The 23,502-nt window shown below is 67.8% G+C and carries 25 protein-coding genes; 8 read left to right on the top strand and 17 right to left on the bottom strand.

What is annotated here, in order from left to right:
* Positions 1-5: 5 nt before the first annotated feature.
* The 10 genes from ACNUDN_RS10620 to dxr form a co-directional block, all read right to left on the bottom strand.
* Entirely contained in the window at positions 6-569 is a 564-nt protein-coding gene (locus ACNUDN_RS10620; RefSeq protein ID WP_419121899.1) for an alpha/beta fold hydrolase, read from the bottom strand.
* Positions 570-643: 74 nt separating this feature from the next.
* Positions 644-1,300 carry a hypothetical protein gene (locus ACNUDN_RS10615; protein WP_419121898.1) on the bottom strand — a complete coding sequence of 219 codons (657 nt, stop codon included), beginning with the start codon at positions 1,298-1,300 and terminating at the stop codon, positions 644-646.
* Positions 1,301-1,321: 21 nt separating this feature from the next.
* Positions 1,322-2,179, bottom strand: a complete 858-nt coding sequence (map, locus tag ACNUDN_RS10610) for a type I methionyl aminopeptidase (RefSeq protein ID WP_419121897.1) — start codon at positions 2,177-2,179, stop codon at positions 1,322-1,324.
* 30 nt (positions 2,180-2,209) lie between these two features.
* Positions 2,210-2,842, bottom strand: coding sequence for a DUF1707 SHOCT-like domain-containing protein (locus ACNUDN_RS10605; protein ID WP_419121896.1), 633 nt, complete (start codon positions 2,840-2,842; stop codon positions 2,210-2,212).
* A 27-nt stretch (positions 2,843-2,869) separates the two neighbouring features.
* The gene (locus ACNUDN_RS10600; RefSeq protein WP_419121895.1) at positions 2,870-4,684 is read right to left on the bottom strand and encodes a penicillin-binding transpeptidase domain-containing protein; all 1,815 of its coding nucleotides are present in this window, start codon (positions 4,682-4,684) and stop codon (positions 2,870-2,872) included.
* Positions 4,685-4,751: 67 nt separating this feature from the next.
* Positions 4,752-5,417, bottom strand: coding sequence for a GNAT family N-acetyltransferase (locus tag ACNUDN_RS10595; protein WP_419121894.1), 666 nt, complete (start codon positions 5,415-5,417; stop codon positions 4,752-4,754).
* Positions 5,418-5,443: 26 nt separating this feature from the next.
* Positions 5,444-6,307, bottom strand: coding sequence for a GNAT family N-acetyltransferase (locus ACNUDN_RS10590; RefSeq protein ID WP_419121893.1), 864 nt, complete (start codon positions 6,305-6,307; stop codon positions 5,444-5,446).
* Between the two features lie 51 nt (positions 6,308-6,358).
* Positions 6,359-7,546 (bottom strand): flavodoxin-dependent (E)-4-hydroxy-3-methylbut-2-enyl-diphosphate synthase, encoded by a 1,188-nt coding sequence (gene ispG, locus ACNUDN_RS10585; protein WP_419121892.1) that lies wholly within the window; start codon positions 7,544-7,546, stop codon positions 6,359-6,361.
* Positions 7,547-7,558: 12 nt separating this feature from the next.
* Positions 7,559-8,797, bottom strand: a complete 1,239-nt coding sequence (locus ACNUDN_RS10580; protein WP_419121891.1) for a M50 family metallopeptidase — start codon at positions 8,795-8,797, stop codon at positions 7,559-7,561.
* A 39-nt stretch (positions 8,798-8,836) separates the two neighbouring features.
* Positions 8,837-10,009: a 1-deoxy-D-xylulose-5-phosphate reductoisomerase gene (dxr, locus tag ACNUDN_RS10575; protein ID WP_419121890.1), complete on the bottom strand. Its 1,173-nt coding sequence runs from the start codon at positions 10,007-10,009 to the stop codon at positions 8,837-8,839.
* Between the two features lie 162 nt (positions 10,010-10,171).
* Between dxr and ACNUDN_RS10570 the strand changes: the two genes are divergently transcribed.
* On the top strand, positions 10,172-10,855 hold the full coding sequence (locus tag ACNUDN_RS10570) for a fasciclin domain-containing protein (protein ID WP_419121889.1): 684 nt from the start codon (positions 10,172-10,174) through the stop codon (positions 10,853-10,855).
* 28 nt (positions 10,856-10,883) lie between these two features.
* Complete coding sequence (locus tag ACNUDN_RS10565) at positions 10,884-11,468, top strand: fasciclin domain-containing protein (protein ID WP_419121888.1); 585 nt, start codon at positions 10,884-10,886, stop codon at positions 11,466-11,468.
* Between the two features lie 70 nt (positions 11,469-11,538).
* Here ACNUDN_RS10565 and puuE read toward each other — a convergent pair whose 3' ends face one another.
* On the bottom strand, positions 11,539-12,459 hold the full coding sequence (puuE, locus tag ACNUDN_RS10560) for an allantoinase PuuE (RefSeq protein WP_419121887.1): 921 nt from the start codon (positions 12,457-12,459) through the stop codon (positions 11,539-11,541).
* A gap of 154 nt (positions 12,460-12,613) precedes the next feature.
* On the opposite strand from puuE, the gene ACNUDN_RS10555 reads away from it, so the two are divergent.
* Positions 12,614-13,957 carry a cryptochrome/photolyase family protein gene (locus ACNUDN_RS10555; protein WP_419121886.1) on the top strand — a complete coding sequence of 448 codons (1,344 nt, stop codon included), beginning with the start codon at positions 12,614-12,616 and terminating at the stop codon, positions 13,955-13,957.
* A gap of 66 nt (positions 13,958-14,023) precedes the next feature.
* Here the strand turns inward: ACNUDN_RS10555 and ACNUDN_RS10550 are convergent, their stop codons facing one another.
* A complete protein-coding gene (locus tag ACNUDN_RS10550) occupies positions 14,024-14,860 on the bottom strand; it encodes a mycofactocin-coupled SDR family oxidoreductase (RefSeq protein WP_419121885.1) in 837 nt (278 codons plus the stop codon).
* A 129-nt stretch (positions 14,861-14,989) separates the two neighbouring features.
* Between ACNUDN_RS10550 and ACNUDN_RS10545 the strand changes: the two genes are divergently transcribed.
* Positions 14,990-15,244 carry a DUF2631 domain-containing protein gene (locus ACNUDN_RS10545; protein ID WP_419121884.1) on the top strand — a complete coding sequence of 85 codons (255 nt, stop codon included), beginning with the start codon at positions 14,990-14,992 and terminating at the stop codon, positions 15,242-15,244.
* 59 nt (positions 15,245-15,303) lie between these two features.
* On the opposite strand, the gene ACNUDN_RS10540 is transcribed toward ACNUDN_RS10545, so the two are convergent.
* Entirely contained in the window at positions 15,304-16,734 is a 1,431-nt protein-coding gene (locus tag ACNUDN_RS10540) for a WS/DGAT/MGAT family O-acyltransferase (RefSeq protein ID WP_419121883.1), read from the bottom strand.
* 243 nt (positions 16,735-16,977) lie between these two features.
* On the opposite strand from ACNUDN_RS10540, the gene ACNUDN_RS10535 reads away from it, so the two are divergent.
* The 3 genes from ACNUDN_RS10535 (at position 16,978) to ACNUDN_RS10525 (ending at position 19,121) form a co-directional block, all read left to right on the top strand.
* Positions 16,978-18,006: an NADP-dependent oxidoreductase gene (locus tag ACNUDN_RS10535; protein ID WP_419121882.1), complete on the top strand. Its 1,029-nt coding sequence runs from the start codon at positions 16,978-16,980 to the stop codon at positions 18,004-18,006.
* A 46-nt stretch (positions 18,007-18,052) separates the two neighbouring features.
* Positions 18,053-18,490: a VOC family protein gene (locus ACNUDN_RS10530; RefSeq protein ID WP_419121881.1), complete on the top strand. Its 438-nt coding sequence runs from the start codon at positions 18,053-18,055 to the stop codon at positions 18,488-18,490.
* Positions 18,491-18,575: 85 nt separating this feature from the next.
* Entirely contained in the window at positions 18,576-19,121 is a 546-nt protein-coding gene (locus tag ACNUDN_RS10525) for a TetR/AcrR family transcriptional regulator (protein ID WP_419121880.1), read from the top strand.
* A gap of 46 nt (positions 19,122-19,167) precedes the next feature.
* On the opposite strand, the gene rlmN is transcribed toward ACNUDN_RS10525, so the two are convergent.
* The 4 genes from rlmN to pyrH are packed head-to-tail and all read right to left on the bottom strand — an operon-like array spanning position 19,168 to position 22,549.
* Positions 19,168-20,265 carry a dual-specificity RNA methyltransferase RlmN gene (rlmN, locus tag ACNUDN_RS10520; protein ID WP_419121879.1) on the bottom strand — a complete coding sequence of 366 codons (1,098 nt, stop codon included), beginning with the start codon at positions 20,263-20,265 and terminating at the stop codon, positions 19,168-19,170.
* Between the two features lie 50 nt (positions 20,266-20,315).
* A complete protein-coding gene (locus ACNUDN_RS10515; RefSeq protein WP_419121878.1) occupies positions 20,316-21,194 on the bottom strand; it encodes a phosphatidate cytidylyltransferase in 879 nt (292 codons plus the stop codon).
* Between the two features lie 2 nt (positions 21,195-21,196).
* Complete coding sequence (gene frr / locus ACNUDN_RS10510) at positions 21,197-21,754, bottom strand: ribosome recycling factor (RefSeq protein WP_419121877.1); 558 nt, start codon at positions 21,752-21,754, stop codon at positions 21,197-21,199.
* Positions 21,755-21,793: 39 nt separating this feature from the next.
* Positions 21,794-22,549: a UMP kinase gene (gene pyrH, locus ACNUDN_RS10505; protein ID WP_419121876.1), complete on the bottom strand. Its 756-nt coding sequence runs from the start codon at positions 22,547-22,549 to the stop codon at positions 21,794-21,796.
* A gap of 435 nt (positions 22,550-22,984) precedes the next feature.
* Between pyrH and ACNUDN_RS10500 the strand changes: the two genes are divergently transcribed.
* Complete coding sequence (locus tag ACNUDN_RS10500; RefSeq protein WP_419121875.1) at positions 22,985-23,443, top strand: carboxymuconolactone decarboxylase family protein; 459 nt, start codon at positions 22,985-22,987, stop codon at positions 23,441-23,443.
* Positions 23,444-23,502 lie beyond the last annotated feature (59 nt).

Below are 23,502 nucleotides of genomic sequence, written 5' to 3'. Positions count from 1 at the left end.
ATTCGCTACCAGGTGCTGGTACGCATGACGATTTCGGCGGCCAGCTGCGCGGTCGAATCGGCGGCGTTGCGCCGGCCCAACAGATCGACGATGCGGTATTCGCCGTACACGAAACGCTGGCTGGCCTTGGCCAACGCGCGGGCGGCGCTCGTGCTGACCAGGGCGGTGGTGTTCAGTTCCACCGGCGGACAGTGCTCGTCGCGGACCGTGCCGGCCAGGTCGGCCACCCGTGGGTGGCCGCGGTCGATCACCACCAGTCCGATGAACCGGTCGAGCCGGGTCGCGGCCAGTTCCCAGGCCAGCTCCCCACCGAGGCGGTCCCCCACCAGCAACGCCCACCGCACGTCGAGGCTGTCGAGGATACTGACGACGGCCTTGGCGGTCAGCCGCGGATCGGGCCCGATCACCACGGTCTTCAACGACGCGGTGTGCAGCCGCTGGCAGACTCCTTCGTAGGCGGCGGGCGCTTGGTGTGCGGCACCGAGCATCACGACAACCGATCCGTTCTCCGGGCCGGCAACCGCGACAGGGACGTCGAAGCCGTCAACAGTCACCGTGGGAGAGGGCATTTCGCCACGCTACAGTGCGCAGCGGAGTCGGCGGGGCCGTTTTCCCGCGGTCACGGCAGCCCGTCGACGGGACCTCACAGCGCCCGCGCCCGTTCGGCCTGTCTGCTGGTGATCTCCAGAAAGGTCTGCGGCAGCGAACCTTTGACCGAGATCGACGAGTCCGGCGTCGGAAACGCGATACCGAAAACAGCCATCGTGCCCACGTTTTCGAACGCGAAATACACGCTGTTGTCCTCGCCGCGAAGGTGCATCGTCTGCTGATACACCAGGGCGTCGGCACGTGGGCTGGGCAGCTGCGTCGTCGTGATCGGGATACCGGGATCGGTCGGCTCGAAGAACGTCACGTACTCGGCGCAGCGTTGCGCGGTCTGGGCGAGCCGCTGCAGGTCCAGCTGCCAGGTCAACAGTGTGATCACCATGCGCGCACCGTCATAGGAGACGGTGTACTCCGCCGCACTGCCCGGACCCCATTCCGCGGTGACGGCGATGTCGCGGGTCAGCGCATCGGCGCAGCCATCGGGACGCGACAACATCGCCGGCGGACGTTCCACATTGCGGTCGCTGTCGTCGTTGACGATGCGTTCGTAGCGAACCCCGGGCGGGAAGTCTGCTTCGGTGAGCAGCACCCGGTCCAGTTTGGCGCCCGGCCACGTCGCCGACCCGCTGATCGCGTGCCCGCAACCGGCGAGCAGCGCAGCGAGCAGTGCCGCGACGAGCACCCGCCTGGTCATGGTGTCAGGCTACCGGCGGCTTCAGAGCAAGGTGAGGATCTCGGCTCCCGATTCGGTGACCACCAGCGTGTGCTCGAACTGGGCGGTCCACTTCTTGTCCTTGGTGGCCACGGTCCAGTCGTCGTCCCAGATCTCGTAGTCCAGGCTGCCGAGGTTGATCATCGGCTCGATCGTGAACGTCATTCCCGGCTCGAGCACCGTCTCGACCGCCGGCTGGTCATAGTGCAGCACCACCAGTCCGTTGTGGAACGTGGTCCCGATACCGTGGCCGGTGAAATCGCGCACCACGTTGTAGCCGAACCGGTTTGCGTAGGACTCGATGACGCGGCCGACGACGGACAGGGCGCGGCCGGGCTTGACGGCCTTGATGGCACGCATGGTCGCTTCGCGGGTGCGCTCGACGAGCAGCCGATGCTCCTCGGTGACATCGCCGGCCAGGAACGTGGCATTGGTGTCACCGTGCACACCATCGATGTAGGCGGTGACGTCGATGTTGACGATGTCGCCGTCTTCGATGACGGTCGAGTCCGGAATGCCGTGGCAGATGACCTCGTTCAGCGATGTGCAACAGGATTTCGGGAAGCCCTTGTAGCCCAGTGTGGACGGATACGCGCCGTGGTCGACCATGTACTCGTGCGCGATCCGGTCGAGTGCGTCGGTGCTCACCCCCGGCGCCACGGCCTTACCCGCCTCGGCGAGAGCACCCGCGGCGATCCGACCGGCGACCCGCATCTTCTCGATCACCTCCGGGGTCTGCACCCAGGGTTCGTTTCCCTCCTGCGCGGTGGGTCTGCCGACGTACTCCGGGCGCGGAATCGATGGGGGCACCTGCAGCATCGGCGAGACCGTGCCGGGCCGGAGAGCGGTCCGTACTGACATGTGGCAATGCTAGCGTTCCGCCCTGATCGCTCAGGTGGTGCGCAGCGGGCCGAGCCGCCACGACTTGCGTGGGCCGCGGATGTCGACCGAGCCGCAGACCACCTTGCCGGTCAGGATCACATGCGGGTTGCCTTCGGCCGGGGCGTCCTTGCGGTGGTCGTGGGCGCTGCCGACATTGACCTCGACGTCGTCGATGGAGGCGCTGGCCCCGTCGGGCAGTCGCAGGTCCAGGCCGCCGAACCGCATATCGAGCTCGATGACGACGATCGGTCCCGCGAACCGCGCCCGGGTGAGGTCCAGGTCCACCGACCCCATGCGGCGGTGCAGCGCCAGCCGCGACGGCACCACCCATTCGCCCTGTCGTTTGAGCGAGCCGAGCACCCCACGCAGTTCGACGCGGTCGGCGGCCGAGGTGACGATGGCGCCGGGGCCGGGCAGGTCACCGACGAGCGCATCCAGCTCCGAACGCAGCCGAGCCGCCGACACCATCGCCGAGCGCTCCTCGAACTCCTGGATGTCGATGAGGCCCAGAGCGACGGCGTTGTGCAGCCGACGCAGCGTACCGTTGCGGTCGGCGTCGGAGATCCGCATCTCGACGGCGTCCGGCGCGGGCGGCTGGGCGGCGGAGAGGCGGCGGGATCGGCCGTGGTTGATGTCCGTCATGACCTCTCCACGGTACCGCCGCCGAGGTCAGGCCAGGTAGTCCGGCGGCAGGGCGTCGAGCATGCCCTTGAGCATGCGCACGGCGTATTCCGAGCTGCCGCCGCCGACGATCAGCGCCGAGAACGCCATATCGCCGCGGTAGCCGGTGAACCACGAGTGCGAGCCGCCGGCGAACTCGGCCTCGCCGGTCTTGCCCCGCACGTCGCCGGCGCCCTGCAGATCCTTGGCGGTGCCGTTGGTGACGACCAGCCGCATCATCGGGCGCAGCCCGTCGACCACTGCCGGCGAGATCGGCTGGCGGTCGCCGCTGACCTCGGTCTCGCGCCCCTCGATCAGGTTCGGCACCGGGGTGCGGCCGGCAGCGACCGTCGCCGCGGCCAGTGCCATGCCGAACGGGCTGGCCAGCACCTTGCCCTGGCCGAAGCCGTCCTCGGTGCGTTCGGTGAGGTTGACCGTCGGCGGCACCGAACCGCTGACGGTGCTCAGCCCCGGGATGTCGTAGTCGGGGCCGATGCCGTACTGCGAGGCGGCCTGGGTCAGGCCGCGCGGCGGCATCCGGCTGGCGAGCTCGGCGAAGGTGGTGTTGCAGGAGCTGGCGAACGCCCGTGACATCGGGACGGTGCCAAGGTCGAAGCCGCCATAGTTGGGCACCGTGCGGTGACCGATGTCCATCCGGCCCGGGCAGCCCAAAAGGGTGTTCGGAGTTGCCATCTGGCGTTCGATTGCGGCGCCGGCGGTGACGATCTTGAAGGTCGAGCCGGGCGGGTAGAGGCCCATCGTGGCCAACGGCCCCTCCCGGTCGGCCGCGACGTTCTGCGCCACCGCGAGGATCTCTCCGGTCGAGGGTTTGATGACCACGATCATCGCCTGTTTGCCGGTGACGTCGACCGCGTTCTGCGCCGCGTTCTGCACTGCGCGGTCCAGGCTGATGGCCACCGACGGTGCCGGCTGACCGGGCACCTCGTTGAGGACGTCGACGTCGACGCCGTTCTGGTTCACCGTCACGACGCGCCACCCGGGGTCCCCGTCGAGATCCTCGGCGACCGTTTTCTTGATCTCGTTGATGACGGCGGGTGCGAACGTCGGGTCGGTGGGCACCATTTCCGGCTGGGGCGTGATCACCACGCCCGGCACCGAGGCGAGGGCGCCGGCCACTGCGTCGTGGTCGGCCTGGTTCAGGGTGATCAGGCTCAGCGCCCCGTTCCTGGAGCTGGCGAGCTCGGCAAGCCGCTGCGGGTCGAGGGTGTTGTCGAAGCGGTGCAATGCCCCGACGACCGCCAGGGAGGTGGTCATCAGGTCTGCGCCGGCGGCTTTGGCGTCCAGCGCGAAGTGGTATCGGTAGCCCGGTACCAGCACGTTGGTGCCGGTCCGTTCATGCACCGACGCCCGGGGCGGGTTCTCGGCGCGCAGCGCAAAGGTCTGGTTCTCGCCGAGCCTGGGATGCAGACCGGTGGCACTCCACCGCACCTCCCAGCGACCTTCGTCGCGGACCATGTTCAGCTGACCGTCATAGGTCCAGGTGCGGTCCCGGGGCAAATGCCAGGTGTAACGGTAGGCGATGCTTCCGGTGTCCTCGGCGTACTTGGAGCTGAGAATCTGGGCATCCAGACCGACGGCCTGCAGGCCTGCCCATGCCTGGTTGAGCGCCACCCGGGCCGCCTCGGGACGGTCGGCGAGCTGAGCCGCCGCCGCGGTGTCTCCGGTGGACAGCGCCGCGAAGAACTGCTCGGCGGTGGGTTCGGGTCCGTTCGGGCGCGGGGTGCAGGCGCCCAGTGTCACGACCAGGGTGACCACGATCGCCAGCCCGGTCATACGTGTTGCGGATGTGAGCAGTGATGCCATTGAGACAGATGTTAAGAAATAACGATCCGATTGCGGCGCAGGCGCGCGGGGCGACCGACCGCAGCGTTCACGAGCCGGCAGCAGGAGCCCGGACCACCAGCGGCACCGCCGGGAAATACGCAGCCATCTCCGACCTCGAGGCCCGCAGCGCCGCGGTGCCGTAACCCTGTTTGCGGTGTGCGGGATGGATCCAGACGCGCACCCTGACCTCACCATCGGCGAGATCACCGAATACCATGCCCACCTTCGCCGACCCGACCTCGGCGACCAGCCAGGCGGCCTCTTCGGCGGCCATCCGGGCCACCGCGGCGCTGATCTCCTCGCCGAGGTCCCGGGCCGGGGCGGCGGTGCCGTCCCCAGCCGACCGCATGTCCGCGGTGCGGGCGGCAAAGATGTCGCGATCGACCTCCGGCGCGAACGGACGCAGCATCAACCGCCGCGCCGATCCGGGCGTCTGCTCGGGTGGACTATAGGTCCGGGCTCTGCTGTTGAGGTTCTCCAACTCCGCGGCGATCCTGCGTCGAGACACTTTGGTGAGCCGGTCGAAGGACAACCGCAGCACAGCTTCGGCGGCCTCCGCCGAGGTGTCGAGCAGATCGGCCAGCGCCTCGATCGCCGCGTCGTAGTCGTCCGAGGCGACAACCGCGTCGAGAACCTCGTGACGGCGTTCCAGCGCATGGACGAGGGCGTCGGCGATCGCCCGACGCGAAACGGTCGCATCCTGCTCGCTCATATCTGGAGCGTAGGCGCCGCGTCCGCTCAGTCGAGCAGTACCGTCGCGAACGACGCGATCTCGGTGAACCCGATGCGGGCGTAGGCCGCCCGCGCCACCGTGTTGAAGCTGTTGACGTACAGGCTCGCGATGCGTCCGCCACCGACGATCGCCGCCGCCACCGCGGCGGTGCCCGCGGTTCCGATACCCCGGCCGCGCTGATCGGGATGCACCCAGACGCCCTGGATCTGCCCCACCGCGGGTGACTGCGATCCGACCTCGGCCTTGAACACCACCTCGCCGCGGTCGAATCGGGCCCAGGCGCGGCCCGCGGCGATCAGTCCCGCCACCCGGCGGCGGTAGCCGCGGCCGCCGTCTCCGGCCCGGGGGTCGACACCGACCTCACCGATGAACATGTCGACCGCGGCGACCAGATATGCGTCGAGTTCCTCGATGCGTACCTGGCGCACCGCCGCATCGATGGGTGACAGCGGCGCCGAGCTCAGCGCCATCAGCGGTTGTTGAGCGCGCACATCACGGGCCGGACCCCAGACCGGCTCGAGGCGCTGCCACATCGGCATCACCAGCTCCGCGCGCCCGACCAGCGACGAGCAGCGACGCGCGCTGCTCATCGCCTTGTCCGCGAACGCATTCAGATCTCCGGCACCGCCACGCAACGGGATCAGGTTGGCACCGGCGAAGCACAGCGACTCGGTGGCCCGTCTGCGGGTCCACAGTTCGCCACCGATCGCCGAGGGATCGATGCCGTGCTCGGCAACCCGAGCCGCGACCATGCAGGACGCCACCGGATCGTCGTCGAGGACCTGCCGGACGGCGACCATATCGCGGATGTCGCGCACGACCGACACCCTTCGCTCATCAACAAGGCGGAAAAGCGGAGGAGCCGACATCTGGACTCTTTCTGAAACTGACCGTGACCAGCAGACCCCCTAGGTCCGGTCTCAGCTTACGGTCACAACAGGCGAACCGGGAGCACCTTGTGCTCCTTGTGCGTCGCCCAGCCCCTCACCCATCTCCTCGGCCAGGCGCAGCGCCTCTTCGATCAGGGTCTCCACGATCTGCGCCTCGGGCACGGTCTTGATGACCTCGCCCTTGACGAAGATCTGCCCTTTGCCGTTTCCGGAAGCGACCCCGAGGTCGGCCTCGCGGGCTTCGCCGGGCCCGTTGACGACGCAACCCATGACCGCGACCCGCAGCGGCACGTCCATGCCCTCCAGCCCGGCGGTCACCTCGTTGGCCAACGTGTACACGTCGACCTGGGCGCGCCCGCAGGACGGACACGACACGATCTCCAGGCCCCGGGGCCGCAGGTTCAGCGATTCCAGAATCTGGTTGCCCACCTTGACCTCTTCGGCGGGCGGGGCCGACAGCGACACCCGGATCGTGTCACCGATGCCCTTGGACAGCAGCGCACCGAACGCGACGGCGGACTTGATGGTGCCCTGAAACGCCGGCCCGGCCTCGGTGACCCCGAGGTGCAGCGGGTAGTCGCACTGCGCGGCGAGTTGTTCGTACGCCGCGACCATCACCACCGGGTCGTTGTGCTTGACGCTGATCTTGATGTCCCCGAAGCCGTGTTCCTCGAACAGCGAGGCCTCCCACAGCGCCGACTCGACGAGCGCCTCCGGGGTGGCCTTGCCGTACTTCTCCAAGAACCGCTTGTCCAGCGATCCGGCGTTCACGCCGATGCGGATCGGGATCCCCGCATCACCGGCCGCCTTGGCGACCTCGGCGACCCGTCCGTCGAACTCCTTGATGTTGCCGGGGTTGACCCGTACCGCGGCACAACCGGCGTCGATCGCGGCGAAGATGTACTTGGGCTGGAAGTGGATGTCGGCGATCACCGGGATCTTCGACTTCTTGGCGATCACCGGCAACGCGTCGGCGTCCTCCTGCCGCGGGCACGCGACCCGGACGATGTCGCACCCGGAGGCGGTCAGCTCGGCGATCTGCTGCAACGTGGCGTTGATGTCGTGGGTCTTGGTGGTGCACATGGACTGCACCGAAATCGGATGGTCGCTTCCGACGCCGACGTTGCGCACCATCAGTTGGCGGGTCTTGCGGCGGGGAGCCAGGACCGGGGGTGGCGGCAACGGAATTCCCAGGCCGACATTTGCGCTGGCAGTCACTACTTGAGTCTCCTACTGGAACAACGTGATCGGATTGACCACGTCGGCGGTCACGGTGAGCAGCGTGAAGCCCAGGAACACGAAGATCACCGCGTAGGTGACGGGCATCAGCTTGAGATAGTTGACCGGAGCGGCGGCCACCTTGCCACGCATCTCCCGGATCTTGTTGCGGACCCGCTCGTAGAGTGCGATCGAGATGTGCCCGCCGTCGAGCGGTAGCAGCGGGATCAGATTGACCGCGCCGAGCACGAAGTTGAGCTGAGCCAGGAAGAACCAGAACGCCACCCAGATGCCGTGCTCGACGGTCTCGCCTCCGATGCGGGAGGCACCGACGACGCTGATGGGCGTCTCCGGGTCGCGCTCGCCACCGGTGATCGAATGCACCAGCGCCCCGATCTTGGTCGGAATCTTCGCGATCGCCTTGCCGAGTTCGACCGCGAGGTCCTTGGTGAACACCAGCGTCCCGGGGACCGCGGTGAGCGGGTTGTATTCGGTCGGCCCGAACTGGGCCGCGGTCACACCGATGCTGCCCACGTCCATGGGGGCCGCGGCGGCGCCGTTCTCGCCGGCGACGTAGCGCTGGCTGGGGGTCACGTTGACGGTGGTGGTGAAGTCGCGCAGCTGACCACCTTCGTCACGCTGCACGGTCAGCGTGGTCGGACCGTTCTGGCGGCGGACCTCCTCGACGAGGGCGTCGAACGTCGGGACTTCGGTGTCACCGACCTTCAGGATGACGTCGCCGGCCTGAATCCCGGCCGCGGCCGCCGGGCTGGGCGCGATACAGTCGCCCAACTCCCCTTGTGCAACTTCGGATTTGATGCACGACGTCTCGCCGACCACGGCAGTCGTCGGCGCCTTGATGTTCGGCAGACCCCAGATGATCGCGATGGCGTAGATCAGCACCAACCCGATCACGAAGTTCATCGCGGGTCCGGCGAACAGCACGGCCACCCGTTTCCAGGTCTTCTGCTTGTACATCGCGTAGGGCCGGTCCTCGGGGTCGAGTTCCTCGACCGCTGTCATCCCTGCGATGTCGCAGAACCCGCCCAGCGGAACCGCCTTGATGCCGTACTCGGTCTCACCCAGCTTGTTGGGCCGCCGGGTCGACCACAGCGTCGGCCCGAAACCGACGAAGTATCTGCGCACCTTCATACCGGTGGCACGGGCCACCCACATGTGGCCGCATTCGTGCAGCGCGACCGAAACCAGGATGGCGATCGCGAACAGCGTCACGCCGAGCACGTACATCATCTGGCGGTCAGTCCTCTACTGTCACTCAACTACTGTCACTCAACGCCTGCTACCTGCAGGTTCCTGCTCGAGTGCACGACGGGCCCGGTCACGGGCCCAGTCCTGCGCTTCGAGTACGTCGTCCACGGTAGCTGGTTCGGCTGCCCACTGGTCGGCAGCGCGCAGTACCTGCTCGACGGCGCGCACTATCGCCGGGAAGCGGATCCGGCCGTCAAGGAACGCTGCGGCCGCTTCCTCGTTGGCGGCGTTGTATACCGCGGTCAGGCAGCCACCACCGCGGCCGGCCTCGCGGGCCAGTGTCACAGCGGGGAACACCCTGTCGTCGAGCGGTTCGAAATCCCACCGTGACGCGGTGCTGAAGTCACAGGCCGCCGCGGCACCGGCGACGCGTGACGGCCAACCCAACGCGAGCGCGATCGGCAACTTCATGTCCGGCGGGCTGGCTTGAGCCAGTGTGGATCCGTCGGTGAACGTGACCATCGAATGCACGATCGACTGCGGGTGCACCACGACCTCGATGCGGTCGTAGTCGATCCCGAACAGCAGGTGGGTTTCGATCAGCTCGAGTCCCTTGTTGACCAGCGAGGCCGAGTTGAGGGTGTTCATCGGGCCCATCGACCAGGTCGGATGCGCCCCGGCCTGCTCGGGGGTGACGTCTTCGAGTTGTTCGGCGGTCCAGCCTCGGAACGGCCCCCCGGACGCGGTGAGGACCAGTTTGGCCACTTCGTCGCCGCTGCCGCCGCGTAGGCACTGGGCCAGCGCGGAGTGTTCGGAGTCGACCGGCACGATCTGGCCGGGCGCAGCCGCCTTCTGCACCAGCGGCCCACCGGCCACCAGTGATTCCTTGTTGGCCAGCGCCAGCCTGGCACCGGTGGCCAACGCTGCCAGCGTCGGCCGCAGCCCCAGCGCCCCGACCAGCGCATTGAGCACCACGTCTGCCTGAGTGTTCTCGACCAGGCGGGTGGCGGCGTCCGGCCCCGAATAGGTCACCGCTCCCAGGGCGCGGGCGGCGGTCTCGTCGGCCACCGCGACGTTCGTCACGCCCGTCGCGGCCCGCTGCCGCTCCAGTAGTTCGGTGTTGGATCCGCCGGCCGCCAGACCGACGACCTGGAACCGGTCCGGGTTGGCGGCGATCACCTCGAGCGCCTGCGTGCCTATCGAGCCGGTGCTGCCCAGGATCAGGACGCGCTGCGGTGCCGCACTTTCGCTCACCGATCCATTGTGCCGCCCAGTTGTCGGGAATCTCCAAGTGTGACGCGAGTGTGACGTAACCCGCTTGGACCCATCCACGCGCGCCGCAGCTGGGAATCACCTGTGTGCACTCCAGCGGGCGACGGTGCCCAGTGCTCGAAGAGATTGAGAAGGGATGAGTAAATGATGACAACTCGTCGGAGGACGGCCGCTGTGGCCGGGATCGCTGCGGTGGCCATCTTTGGCGCCGCCTGTTCGAGCGAAGAGGCCGGTGACACTGCGGCGACGGCAACCACCACGGCCGAAACCGCCATGGAGACCGCGACCAACGACATGACCACGACGTCGGCCGCACCCGACGCCGACCCGGCGGCCAACCTGATCGGCGCGGGCTGCGCGGCATACGCCGAGCAGGTACCGGAGGGACCCGGATCGGTGGCCGGCATGGCAGCCGAGCCGGTGACGGTGGCGGCGTCGAACAACCCGATGCTCACCACCCTGACCCAGGCTCTGTCCGGTCAGCTCAATCCCGATGTGAACCTCGTCGACACGCTCAACGGCGACGAGTTCACCGTCTTCGCGCCGACCGACGAGGCGTTCGCCAAGATCGATGCCGCCACGCTGGAGACCCTCCAGACCGACTCCGACCTGTTGACCAACATCCTCACCTATCACGTGGTCCCCGGTCAGGCCGCGCCCGATCAGGTCGCCGGCGAGCACACCACTGTGCAGGGCGCCCCCGTCACGGTCACCGGAGCGGGCAACGACCTCCTGGTCAACGATGCCGGCCTGGTGTGCGGCGGGGTCAAGACCGCCAACGCCACGGTCTACATGATCGACACCGTCCTGATGCCCCCCGCCAACTGATCACTGCAGACAAGGAGAACTTTCGAACATGACTGTCAACGGAAAAGCTGTCGTAGGGGCCGGCTTCGCGGTGACCGCCGCGATCGGACTGTCCTTCGGCACGGTCGCGACCGCGTCGGCCGCGCCGGTGGGTCCGGGGTGCGCCGCCTACGTGCAACAGAACCCTGAGGGACCGGGCTCGGTCCAGGGCATGGCCATGGAGCCGGTGGCCACCGCTGCGGCCAACAACCCGCTGCTGACCACCCTCACAGCGGCTGTCTCGGGTCAACTCAACCCGCACGTGAACCTCGTCGACACCCTCAACGGCGCTGAGTTCACCGTGTTCGCGCCGACCGACGAGGCCTTCGCCAAGATCGATCCGGCCACCGTGGAGACCCTCAAGACAGACTCCGACCTGCTCACCAACATCCTCACCTATCACGTGGTGCCCGGTCAGGCCGCGCCTGACCAGGTCGTCGGCGAGCACGTCACGGTGCAGGGTGCACCGGTCAACGTCACCGGCGAGGGCGACATGCTGATGGTCAACGACGCATCGGTGGTGTGCGGCGGGGTACAGACCGCCAACGCGACGGTGTATCTGATCGACACGGTGCTGATGCCTCCGGCCGGATAGACCGGCTCGGCCGCCAGAACAGAGGGTCCCCCGCACATCGTCCCCCGGCCGGTGCGGGGGATCCTCGCTGTCAGCCCGGCGGCATGTGCGCGATCCAGTGCCGGGCGATGTCGATCCGGCGGGCGATCCACACACCGTCGTGCGACTGCACGTGGTCGAGGAACCGGTGCAGCGCGGCGGTGCGCGCCGGTCGACCGGCCAGCCTGCAGTGCAACCCCACCGACAGCATCTTGGGCGAACCGGCCGCCCCCTCGGCGTAGAGCACGTCGAACGCGTCGCGCAGATGTGCGAAGAACTGGTCGCCGCTGGCGAATCCGCCGGCCATGGCGAACCGCATGTCGTTGGTGTCCAGCGTGTAGGGCACCACCAGGTGGTCGGTGTCGCCGACGCGGGTCCAGTACGGCAGGTCGTCTGCGTAGGAGTCGGAATCGTAGACGAATCCGCCGTGCTCGACGACCAGCCTGCGGGTCTGCGGTGAGTCCCGGCCGGTGTACCAGCCCAGCGGAGCGGCACCGGTGAGCTCGGTCAGCACCCGCACCGCCTCGGCCAGGTGTGCACGTTCCACCTCGGGGTCGACGAGTTGATAACTGATCCAACGCAATCCGTGGCAGGCGATCTCGTCGCCGCGCTCGGTGAAGGCGGCGACGGCTTCGGGGTTGCGCGCCAGCGCCATGGCCACACCGAAGACGGTCAGCGGCAGACCGCGCTGCTCGAATGCGCGCAGAATCCGCCACAGACCCGCGCGGGAACCGTACTCGTAGAGCGACTCCATGCTCATGTGACGGTTCGGAAAGGCTGCGGCGCCGATGATTTCCGACAGGAACGTCTCCGAGGCCGGGTCGCCGTGCAGCACGCTGTTCTCGGCGCCCTCCTCGTAGTTCAGCACGAACTGCAGGGCGATCCGGGCGCCGCCGGGCCATTGCGGGTCGGGCGGGCGCGGGCCATAGCCGACCATGTCCCGCGGATAGGTGTCGCCGGGCCCGGTGATCATGGAGGCATTCTGGCAGCTGCGGACGGCCGCCGTAGGGCGGCCGGCGGTGATCCCGATGGAACGGTTCGAGGCGGCGGCGCCAACGGGCCTGACCGTTTCGTCACTTTTTTCGTCCACGGTTTCCCCGGTGGTCATTGCGGGCAGCATCACTGGCATGTCCGCCGTGTTGTGGTTCCGCCGCGATCTGCGCCTGGCCGATCTGCCCGCCCTGCTGGCGGCCGCCGACAGCGACGGCGCCGACACGGAGGTCCTGGCCTGTTATGTGCTCGACCCGCGACTCCAGGCTTCGTCGGGACCGCGCCGGTTGCAGTACCTCTACGACGCTCTTCGCGACCTGCGAGACAGCCTCGGCGGTCGGCTGCTCGTCACCGAAGGCGCCCCGGCGGAGCGAATCCCCTTGCTGGCCAAGGCTGTCGGAGCCGACTCGGTGCACATTTCCGAGGATTTCACCCCGTTCGGGCGGCGGCGCGACGACCAGGTGCGCGACGCGCTCGGTGAGGTCGACGTGATCGCGACCGGGTCACCGTATCTGGTGTCGCCGGGTCGGGTCACCAAGGGCGACGGTACGCCGTACAAGGTGTTCACCCCGTTCTACGCCGCGTGGCAGAAGTGTGGCTGGCGTGCACCGGCCGACACCGGGCCCGGATCGGTGCGTTGGATCGACCCGTCCGCGGTGAAGCGTGCCGGAGCTGTCGACATTCCCGACGCCGGGGTCGGCTTGGAGCTGCCGGCCGGGGAGAAGGCGGCGCGTGCGGCGTGGAAACGGTTCGTCGCAGACGGCCTCGCCGGATACGCCGAGGACCGCAACCGCCCGGATCTCGATGCGACCAGTCGGATGTCGGCGCACCTGAAGTTCGGGACCATTCACCCGCGGACGATGGCGGCCGATCTGGGCCGCGGCGAGGGCGCACAGGCCTATCTGCGGGAGCTGGCGTTTCGCGATTTCTACGCCTCGGTGGTGCGCGAATGGCCCGACAGTACGTGGTGGAACTGGAACCGGGACTTCGATGCCATCGAGGTCGACGACGATGGGGACGCCGAGGAGTCGTTCGAGGCCTGGAAGCAGGGCCGCACCGGCTTCCCGATCGTCGATGCCGGTATGCGGCAGCTGGCCGAGACCGGGTTCATGCACAACCGGGTGCGGATGATCGTGGCGTCGTTCCTGGTCAAGGACCTGCATCTGCCGTGGCAGTGGGGGGCACGCTGGTTCCTGGAGCAGTTGGTCGACGGCGATATGGCCAACAACCAGCACGGGTGGCAGTGGGCCGCGGGCTGCGGCACCGATGCCGCGCCGTATTTCCGGGTGTTCAACCCGGTGACCCAGGGGAAGAAGTTCGACCCTGCCGGTGACTACATACGGCGCTGGGTCCCCGAACTCGCCGGTGTCGACGACGTCCACACGCTCGACGGGGACCGTCCCGACGGCTATCCCGGGCCGATCGTCGACCATGGACAGGAGCGGGCCGAGGCGCTGCGCCGGTACGGCGCCATCAGCTGAAGCCGGTACGGCGCCATCAGCTGAAGCCGGTACGGCGCCGTTATCTCAGTGTCTTATTTCAGTGTCTTATTTCAGTGTCTGTCCCGCGTCCAACGGGATCGCGGCCCCGGTCATGTAGCGGCCGGCCGGTCCGCACAGGTACACCATCAGGTCACTGACGTCGCCGGCTTCCATCATGGGCAGCTGCAGCAACGGTTGCTGCGCGGAACTGAACGTCGGATGCTCCCCCGCCCAGTCGGCCATGGCCTGGTTCAGCACCATCGGGGTGGCGACTCCACCGGGGTGCACCGAGTTGACTCGGATGTTCTTCTCGGCCAGCGAGCGGGCGAAGTGCCGCATGACCCCGATGACGCCGTGCTTGGCGGCGGTGTAGCCGGCCGCACCATGGCTCATGGTCGCGAATTCGGTGCTGACCGACGTGAACCCCGCCGCCGAACTGGTGATGACGACGGCGCCGCCATCGGGATTGCGCAGCAGCGCCGGCAGGGCGGCCTCGATCGTGTAGTAGACCCCGTTGAGCATCACGGCGACGGCGTCGGTGAACGCGGCGATATCGCGACCCTGGGAGCCGGTGGCGGGCAGGATACCGGCGTTGGCCAGCACGAAATCGAGTCGCCCGAATTCGGCGACGCCGGTGGCGATCACCTCGGCGAGCCGGTCCCGGTCGCGGACGTCGCCGCGCTCGGCGACGATCCGGCGCCCGGTCTTCTCGACCAGTCGCACGGTCTCCTCGAGGTCCTCGGGTGTGGACATCGGATACGCGACCGTGTCGATCTGATCGCACAGGTCGAACGCGATGACGTCGGCGCCCTCCTCGGCGAATCGGACGGCGTGCGCGCGGCCCTGACCGCGGGCGGCGCCGGTGATGAAGACGACCTTGTCCTGCAGGACCGCAGATGCCATGACCGCGCAGCTTACTGCGCATTCCGAGGTCTACGGCGACGCGTAGTAGGGCTGTGTCAGAATTACCGTACGCACCCGGTTTACCTGGGATCAGCAAGGACCTGTTCAGCCCGACCCTGAGGAGCAGCCGTGGCAAGCACCGAGGTGGAGCGACGTACCGGTGTCGACGTCGAGGACGTCCCGTCCGCGGAATGGGGCTGGTCGGCCGAGAACTACCGGTTCTACCAGATCGGTGGCCTGCTGGTGGGCGGCTTCCTGCTGCTGATGATTCACGGCAACCACACCGGCCGGGTCGAGGACTGGTTCATGGTCGGGTTCGCCGCCGTGGTGTTCGGGTTCGTTGCGCGCAGCTGGTACGTGCAGCGCAACCGCGACACCCGCTGACGTCGGCAGCCCGGGTGGGCGGCCGACGGGCGCCCGGTGGCGGAACGGGGGGCCGACCCTCAGAGCGCGGGAGCCGGCGGTAGCGCCCGCTCGACCGGCGTCAGCCTTTCGGACAGCCCGGCCGCCCGCCGGATCTCGGTGAATGAGGCGATGAGGGCATCGGTGGCTTCGTGCGGGTCTTTGAGCGTTCGGTCGTCGGTGAGCACGGACAGGGACAGCTGGTCGACGTAGCTCCATACGGTGATGTTCATTCCACTGCCGGCCACGATGGGGCCCACCGAATAGATCTCGTCGACGACCGCACCGTCGATGAATCCCCGTTCCTTGGGACCCGGGACATTGGACACCGTCAGGTTCATCACCATCGCCGACTCCAGGCGGCGCGCCTGCATCCGGAATATCCTCGGCGTGGTGGCGGGCGGCAGATAGGTCAGCCAGGTCGGCAGCAGGGTGGGGCCAAGCAGGTTGTGGTTCTCTTTCGCGATCGCCGTCGCGGTCGCGGTGAGCCGCACCCGCGCCATCGGATCGTCGACGTGGACCGGCAAAGACGGTGTCATATAAGTGAATTCGTTTCCGACCAGCCGCCCGGGTGTGGTGTTGACGCTGACCGGGACGCCGGCGATCAATGGCGAGTCGGCCTTGCCGTCGTACCGAAGCTGTAATTGGCGCAGCGCGCCGGCGGCCGTTGCGAGCACGATGTCGTTGAGCGTCACCCCGAGATGCCTGGCCGTCTCCTTGACATCGGTGAGCGCCAGCGGCGCGGTGGCGAAACGCCGTCCGGGCGTCACCACATGGTTGAGAAATGTCGGTGGCGGCGCGAAGTTGCGGGCCAGATCGGGATGTCTGCCCCGTTGTCTGGCCAGTCGGCGCACCCGTGCGACACCGGAGGCGGTCTCGGTGACCAGACGCGGCAGCCGCCCCAGCTGGCGCAGGTGGTCCCGCCCGGCCGCCTTGAGCAGATTCATCGGCGCCGTCGAATCCGCGGGAGCCGCGATGAGCTGCCCGCCGACTTCGGGTTGCCGCTGCTGGATGGCCGTGGCCAGCTGGTTCGCCGATGCGACGCCATCGGCGAGCACATGATGAACCTTGTGGATGACGGCGATCTTGTTGTCGGCCAATCCTTCTGCGATGTACATCTCCCATAAAGGGTGCCCGCGATCCAGCGGTGTGCCGGCGATCTCGCCGATCAGCTGATCGAGTTCGCGTCGTCCGCCCGGGGCGGCCACCCGTGCGCGGCGCAGGTGATAGTCGACGTCGATCTCGGCGTTCTGCACCCACATGGGGTGATGGAATTTCAGTGGGATGTCCACCAGCTGGTAACGCAGCGGGGCCAGCGCATGCAGTCGCGGCAAGGCGGCCCTGCGAAACACATCGAAGTCGTACCCGTCGACCGCGGACACGTCGAGCACCCCGATCTTGAGGGTGTGCATGTGGACCTCCGGGGTCTCGCTGTACAGCATCATGGCGTCCACGCCATTGAGTCGTCGCACCCGGCACCCCGTTCGTCATCCACCCAGCCTGCAAGGTGGTACCCGTTCCGTCGATTTTCGCCACTTCAGGGTGTCTCGCGGCCACGACACGGCGCAATGACCTCCAGCGAGGCACGCGTCCTCCGGGTTGCAGCCACCGTGGGTTGCAGCCACCGGCACGACCACGCCGCAGTCGCGGGTCTGGGGCAAGGGTCTTGGTCAATAGGCATCCCGCCACCTCCCGGCTTGGGTAGGTTTTGCCGGGTGCCGACGCTGACGAACCGCCAGATTGTGTTGCGCCGCCGACCCCGCGGGCTGGTCGCACCCGGAGACACCGAACTCGTGACGGCGCCCGCGCCTGAACCCGGTGACGGCGAGGCCCTGGTCCGAACCACCTATGTGGGTATCGACGCCGCCGCCCGCACCTGGCTCGACGACCAGCCGAGCTACCTGCCGCCGGTCGGGCTGGGCGAGGTGATCCGGGCCGCCGGGATCGGCGAGGTGGTCCAATCCCGTTGCCCGGCATACTCTGTCGGCGACATCGTGACGACGCTGACGGGATTCCAGGAATACACGGTGGTCCGCGACGATCTGTTCACCACTGCGGTGCCCGGTCCCGGCGACCGGGTCGACCAGCTTGCGGTGATGTCCATCTACGGACCGACGGGTGCCACTGCATACTTCGGCATGACCGGAATCGGCCGCCCACAACCGGGTGAGACCGTCGTCGTCTCGGCTGCCGCAGGCGCCACCGGATCGGTCGCCGGGCAGATCGCCAAGATCGCCGGCGCCCGGGTGGTGGGCATCGCCGGCGGTCCGCACAAGTGCCGGGCGGTGGTCGACGACTTCGGTTTCGACGCCTGCATCGACTACCGCAGCGACGACCTGCCCACAGCGTTGCGGGAGCACTGCCCGCAGGGTGTGAACGTCTACTTCGACAACGTGGGCGGTCCGATCCTCGACGCGGTGCTGGGCCGGCTCGCGCACAAGGCGCGCGTGGTGTTGTGCGGGGTGATTTCCAGCTATCTGACCGGCGAGCATCCGGGTCCGGCCAACTACGTCAACCTGCTCGCCAAGACCGCACTGATGCAGGGCTTCAACGCCCTCGACGAGTGGGGTCGTTTCGACGAGGCGTTCGCCGCACTGCGCCGGTGGGAGGAGCAGGGGTTGCTCACCCACCGCGAGCACATCTTCGACGGCATCGAATCCTGTGTCGACGCCCTCAACGGACTGTTCACCGGCGCCAACATCGGCAAGACGCTGGTCCGCGTCGCCGGATCGAGCAAGCCATGACGTCGATGCACCCAGCGCTGGCGGGCCGGCTCGTAACATGAACCCGATGGCCATCACACTCGAAAACGTGGGCATCGCTGTCGCCGACCTCGAAGCCGCGATCGCCTTCTTCACCGATCTCGGCCTCACACTGCTCGGCCGCGACACCGTCCGTGGCGAATGGACCGACACCGCTGTCGGCCTCGACGACAACCACGCCGATATCGCGATGCTCGAGACGCCGGACGGCCACGGCCGCATCGAGCTCTTCGAGTACCGCCATCCCCCCGCGATCCAGTCGGAACCGACTCGTCCCAACGAGATCGGCATGCACCGCGTCGCTTTTTCGGTCGACGACATCGACAAAGCCCTCGAGACGGCTGCCCGGCACGGCTGCCATCCCCTGCGGGGCGTCGCGACTTACCGGGACGTCTACCGGCTCACCTACGTCCGCGGCCCCAGCGGCATCATCGTGATGCTCGCCCAGCGGCTCACCAGCGCCTGACTGCACCGGTTTCCCGCACGCCGTTGCCTGATCGGCGGATGCACACTTTACGATCGACACCGATCCCGCACGTAAGGCCAGACCTGTGAATCACACCGCACGCGATGGCTTCGACGCCGCCGCAGACACCTCGACGCGGCACCGCATCCTGGTCGCGACCGCAGCGGTGCTTCGCCGCAACGGTCAGACGAAGCTGAGTCTGTCCGAGGTCGCCTTGCAGGCCGGGGTTTCGCGTCCCACGCTGTATCGCTGGTTCGCCGACAAACACGCGCTGCTGGCGGCGTTCGGCAGCTATGAGCGGGAACTGTTCGAGACCGGGATCGCCACCGCCACCGCCGGATTGCGCGGCACCGAGCGCATCGACGCTGCGGTGCGTTTCATCGTGCAATTTCAGCAGTCCTACTCGGGCGTGCGGGTCGTCGACATCGAACCCGAGGTGGTGATCGCCCAGTTGTCCCACATCATCCCGCCGATGCGTGCGCAGCTGGAGGCGTTGTTCTCCGGGCCGAACAGTTCGGTCAAGGCTGCCACGGTGATTCGCGTGGCCATCTCGCACTACATCGTCCGCTCCGATGACGGCGATCAATTCCTGGCACAGCTGCGCCACGCCGCCGGGATCAGGTCGAACTGACCGATCGAACTCCGCTGAGGCCGGGTCGTGCGTCAGGTGGGTCAGCTCAGCCCTGGGCGGCCAACTGCCCGCAGGCGGCCGCGATCTCGCGGCCCCGGGTGTCGCGCACCGTGCACGACACCCCACGCTCGCGGACCCGGCGGACGAACTCCCGCTCGACGGGTTTGGGACTCGCGTCCCACTCGCTGCCCGGGGTCGGGTTCAGCGGGATCAGGTTGACGTGCACCAGCGGGCCGAGTTTGGCGTGCAGCAGTTTGCCGAGCAGATCCGCCCGCCAGGGCTGATCGTTGACGTCTCGGATCAGCGCGTACTCGATCGACACGCGGCGGCCGGTCACGTCGGCGTAGTAGCGGGCCGCGTCGAGGACCTCGCCGACCTTCCAGCGGTTGTTCACCGGGACCAGCGTGTCGCGCAGCTCATCGTCGGGGGTGTGCAACGACAGCGCAAGCGTCACGTTGAGCTTCTCGTCGGCGAGCTTGCGGATCGCCGGGGCGAGGCCCACGGTCGACACCGTCACCGAACGGGCCGAGATGCCGAACCCGTTGGGCAATGGCGCGGTGATTCTTCGTACCGCTGCGACCACCCGGTTGTAGTTGGCCAGCGGCTCGCCCATCCCCATGAAGACGATGTTCGACAGCCGGCCCCCCTGCCGGTCGCGCAGCTCGGCGCTGGCCGCGCGTACCTGCTCGAGGATCTCGGCGGTCGACAGGTTGCGCTTGAGCCCGCCCTGCCCGGTGGCGCAGAACGGGCACGCCATCCCGCATCCGGCCTGCGAGGAGATACACACCGTGTTTCGGTCGGGATAGAGCATCAGCACCGACTCGAACGTCGTCCCGTCGACAGCGCGCCACAGGACTTTGCGCGTCTCACCGGCATCACATTCGATCTCCCGCGCGGCGGTGAACAGCGTCGGGAACAGCGCACCAGCCACCCGCTCGCGGACCCCGGCGGGCAGATCGGTCATCAGGGCCGGATCGTCGATCAACCGACCGTAGTACTGGTTGGCCAGCTGTTTACCGCGGAAGGCGGGCAGACCAATCTCGGTCACCGCCGCGGCGCGACCGGATTCATCGAGGTCGGCGAAGTGCCGCGGCGGCATGGCGCGGCGCGGCGCATCGAATACGAGCGGCAGGGGGTTGGGCATGGCGTGGTCCAGTATTCCACTGTTCTCCCGCCGGCCCCCCGACCGAAACCTCAGGCCAGCAGTGACAGCACGATCCAGGTGGCCACGGCCGAGGGCAGCACCGAGTCCAGCCGGTCCATCAGGCCGCCGTGGCCGGGCAGCAGGGTCCCCATGTCCTTGATCCCCAGATCACGCTTGACCTGCGACTCGACCAGGTCGCCGAGGGTCCCGGTGATGACGAGCATCAGGCCGAGCGGCACCCCGACCCACCACGGGTTGTCGGTGAGGAACTGCACAGCCAGCGATGACACCACCACGCCGAGGATCAGTGAGCCGGCCAGGCCTTCCCAGGACTTCTTCGGGCTGATCGCCGGCGCCATCGGGTGCTTACCGAACAGCACACCGGCGGTGTAACCACCGACGTCGGATGCGACCACCCCCAGCATCAGACAGAACACCCGGCCGGCCCCGTCATCGGGGTAGATCAGCAACACTCCGAAGCTGGCGAACAGCGGGACCCAGGTGGCCAGGAACACGGTGGTGGCCATATCGCGCAGATAGTTCTGCGGCGCGGTCGACAACCCGCCGGACACCAACCGCCAGATCATGCAGACGACGACGGTCCCGCCGAAGGCGCCCAGCGCACCGGCCGCGCCGAATGGCCAGGTCAGCCAGATCATCGCCTGCCCGCCGACCAGCAACGGCAACACCGGTATCGAGAAGCCGCCCTCACGCAGTCGGCGCACCACCTCGTGGGTGGCCACCGCGATGGCCACCGACACCACCGCGACCCACACCTTCGGCGCAAACAGCAGGATGACGATGAGCATCGCGCCCAGCGCGACGCCGACGGCGATGGCGGCGGGCAGATTGCGCCCGGCGCGCGACGATTTCTGCGGTGCGTCGTCGACCGGCTGGGAACCCACGGGAGTCGAGTGCTGGTCGGTCATGCTCAGACCTCCAGCAACTCGCCTTCCTTGTGCTTGACCAGATCGTCGATCTGGTGGGTGTACTGCTGGGTGGTCTTGTCGAGGTCTTTCTCGGCGCGGGTCACCTCGTCCTCGCCGGCGTCGCCGTCCTTCTTGATGCGCGACAACTCCTCCATCGCCTTGCGTCGGATGTTGCGCACCGAAACCTTCGCGTCCTCACCCTTGGACTTGGCCTGCTTGACCAGGTCGCGACGCCGCTCCTCGGTGAGCTGAGGGATGGATACGCGGATGATGTTGCCGTCGTTGGTCGGGTTGACGCCGAGATCGGAGTTGCGGATCGCATCCTCGATGCTGCGCAGCTGGTTGGCTTCGTAGGGTTTGATGACGACCATCCGGGCTTCGGGCACGTTGATGCTGGACAGCTGGGTGATCGGGGTGGCGGCACCGTAGTAGTCGACATGGATGCGGTTGAACATGCCCGGATTGGCGCGGCCGGTGCGGATCGACGCGAGGTCGTCCCGTGCCACCGCGACGGCCTTCTCCATCTTCTCCTCGGCATCGAAGAGGGTTTCGTCGATCACTGCTTGTCTCCCGTCGCTGTCGCTCGCCCGGTGCCCACCTCAGGTGGTGACCAGTGTTCCGATCTTCTCACCCGCGACGGCGCGCGCGATATTGCCGTCGACGAGCAGGTTGAACACCAGGATCGGCATTCCGTTGTCCATACACAAACTGAACGCGGTTGCGTCGGCCACCTTGAGCCCCCGGTCGATGACCTCGCGGTGACTGATCGCGGTGAGCAGCTGCGCGTCGGGGTGTTCCCGCGGATCGGCGGTGAACACCCCGTCGACCGCCTTGGCCATCAGCACCACGTCGGCACCGATCTCCAGCGCCCGCTGTGCGGCGGTGGTGTCGGTGGAGAAGTACGGCAGCCCCATGCCGGCACCGAAGATGACCACCCGTCCCTTCTCCAGGTGCCGCACCGCGCGCAGCGGGATGTAGGGCTCGGCGACCTGACCCATGGTGATGGCGGTCTGCACGCGGGTGTCGATGCCCTCCTTCTGCAGGAAGTCCTGCAGCGCAAGGCTGTTCATGACCGTTCCGAGCATGCCCATGTAGTCCGACCGGGTGCGTTCCATGCCGCGCTGCTGCAGCTGCGCGCCGCGGAAGAAATTGCCCCCGCCGATCACCACCGCCACCTGGGCCCCGCTGCGGACGACCTCGGCGATCTGACGTGCCACCTGCGCCACCACGTCGGGGTCGAGCCCGACCTGTCCCCCGCCGAACATCTCACCGCCGAGTTTGAGTAGCACCCGGGTGTAGGCGGGCCTGATCTCGGCGGGCTCGTCGGCGATGGGTTCGGCCGTTGGGTCTGCCATCGGGCTCCTTCCGGTCTGCGCAGGATCGCCGATACGAGGCGACTCGCCCAATCCTGCCAAACCCGGGCGCACCGGACGGCCGAAGGGGTATTTCCCCGCCCGACCCACCCACCCACCCACCCCCTTTCGCGAGCGTGCGTGTCTGCGACCGACACGCCGACGCCGGGCACGAGTTTGCGCACGCTCGTCGCTGTCACAGGCTCGCTGTCGCGCACGCTCGTCGCTGTCACAGGCTCGCTGTCGCGCACGCTCGTCGCTGTCACAGCTCGCTGTCGCGCACGCTCGTCGCTGTCACACAAGCGGTGGCCACCTCGTCTACCCGGAGAGCCCCCCGACGAACACCATGCACTGACGAACACCGTGCACCGACGAACACCGTGCACCGACGAACACCGTGCACCGACGAACACCGTGCACCGACGAAGGAGTACCGCCATGACTACCCCGCTACTGAGCTCAGCGGTCCCGGGCGCCTACCGGGCCACCGTCACACTGTCCGAACTGGCCGAGAAGGCGGCGCTGGAGGCGGGCGTCGAGCCACGGACTGTCGAGTTGATTCGGATCCGAGCGTCCCAACTCAACGGCTGCGGATTCTGCCTGCGCCTGCACGTGCGGGACGCGCTGGCCAAGGACGAGAGCGTCGACCGCCTCGCGGTGCTGCCCGCCTGGCGCGAGACTGATTACTTCTCCCCCGCCGAGCGGGCCGCGCTGGCGATCGCCGAGGAGATCACCCACATCGGGACCCCTTCCGGAGGAGGTCGTACACCCGGGGGAGGCGACGACGACACGGGAGCGGTCTCCGATCAGCAGGCGGCCGCCATGCGATGGGTCGCCATCGCCATCAACGCGTTCAATCGTGTGGCGATCTCCAGCAGATACACCGTCAAACCCTGATCGAGCGTGCGGAAAGTCCGGCGCGAGAGCGGCGTGTCGGCTGCAGACACGCACGCTCG

It is taken from the genome of Mycobacterium sp. smrl_JER01, from assembly GCF_048513595.2.
GTDB lineage: Bacteria > Actinomycetota > Actinomycetes > Mycobacteriales > Mycobacteriaceae > Mycobacterium.
The sequence above is the reverse complement of the archived record's forward strand: the minus strand, read 5'-3'. Positions and strand labels throughout refer to the sequence as shown.

Excerpts from the sequence above, each read along its gene's own strand:
- map (WP_419121897.1), bottom strand. The coding sequence starts at position 2,179 with ATGTCAGTACGGACCGCTCTCCGGCCCGGCACGGTCTCGCCGATGCTG.
- ACNUDN_RS10615 (WP_419121898.1), bottom strand. The coding sequence starts at position 1,300 with ATGACCAGGCGGGTGCTCGTCGCGGCACTGCTCGCTGCGCTGCTCGCC.
- ACNUDN_RS10595 (WP_419121894.1), bottom strand. The coding sequence starts at position 5,417 with ATGAGCGAGCAGGATGCGACCGTTTCGCGTCGGGCGATCGCCGACGCC.
- ACNUDN_RS10620 (WP_419121899.1), bottom strand. The coding sequence starts at position 569 with ATGCCCTCTCCCACGGTGACTGTTGACGGCTTCGACGTCCCTGTCGCG.
- ACNUDN_RS10570 (WP_419121889.1), top strand. The coding sequence starts at position 10,172 with ATGATGACAACTCGTCGGAGGACGGCCGCTGTGGCCGGGATCGCTGCG.
- ACNUDN_RS10555 (WP_419121886.1), top strand. The coding sequence starts at position 12,614 with ATGTCCGCCGTGTTGTGGTTCCGCCGCGATCTGCGCCTGGCCGATCTG.
- ACNUDN_RS10605 (WP_419121896.1), bottom strand. The coding sequence starts at position 2,842 with ATGACGGACATCAACCACGGCCGATCCCGCCGCCTCTCCGCCGCCCAG.
- pyrH (WP_419121876.1), bottom strand. The coding sequence starts at position 22,549 with ATGGCAGACCCAACGGCCGAACCCATCGCCGACGAGCCCGCCGAGATC.
- ACNUDN_RS10580 (WP_419121891.1), bottom strand. The coding sequence starts at position 8,797 with ATGATGTACGTGCTCGGCGTGACGCTGTTCGCGATCGCCATCCTGGTT.
- ACNUDN_RS10600 (WP_419121895.1), bottom strand. The coding sequence starts at position 4,684 with ATGGCATCACTGCTCACATCCGCAACACGTATGACCGGGCTGGCGATC.
- ACNUDN_RS10500 (WP_419121875.1), top strand. The coding sequence starts at position 22,985 with ATGACTACCCCGCTACTGAGCTCAGCGGTCCCGGGCGCCTACCGGGCC.
- rlmN (WP_419121879.1), bottom strand. The coding sequence starts at position 20,265 with ATGCCCAACCCCCTGCCGCTCGTATTCGATGCGCCGCGCCGCGCCATG.
- ACNUDN_RS10550 (WP_419121885.1), bottom strand. The coding sequence starts at position 14,860 with ATGGCATCTGCGGTCCTGCAGGACAAGGTCGTCTTCATCACCGGCGCC.
- ACNUDN_RS10515 (WP_419121878.1), bottom strand. The coding sequence starts at position 21,194 with ATGACCGACCAGCACTCGACTCCCGTGGGTTCCCAGCCGGTCGACGAC.
- ACNUDN_RS10565 (WP_419121888.1), top strand. The coding sequence starts at position 10,884 with ATGACTGTCAACGGAAAAGCTGTCGTAGGGGCCGGCTTCGCGGTGACC.
- puuE (WP_419121887.1), bottom strand. The coding sequence starts at position 12,459 with ATGATCACCGGGCCCGGCGACACCTATCCGCGGGACATGGTCGGCTAT.
- ACNUDN_RS10530 (WP_419121881.1), top strand. The coding sequence starts at position 18,053 with ATGGCCATCACACTCGAAAACGTGGGCATCGCTGTCGCCGACCTCGAA.
- ACNUDN_RS10590 (WP_419121893.1), bottom strand. The coding sequence starts at position 6,307 with ATGTCGGCTCCTCCGCTTTTCCGCCTTGTTGATGAGCGAAGGGTGTCG.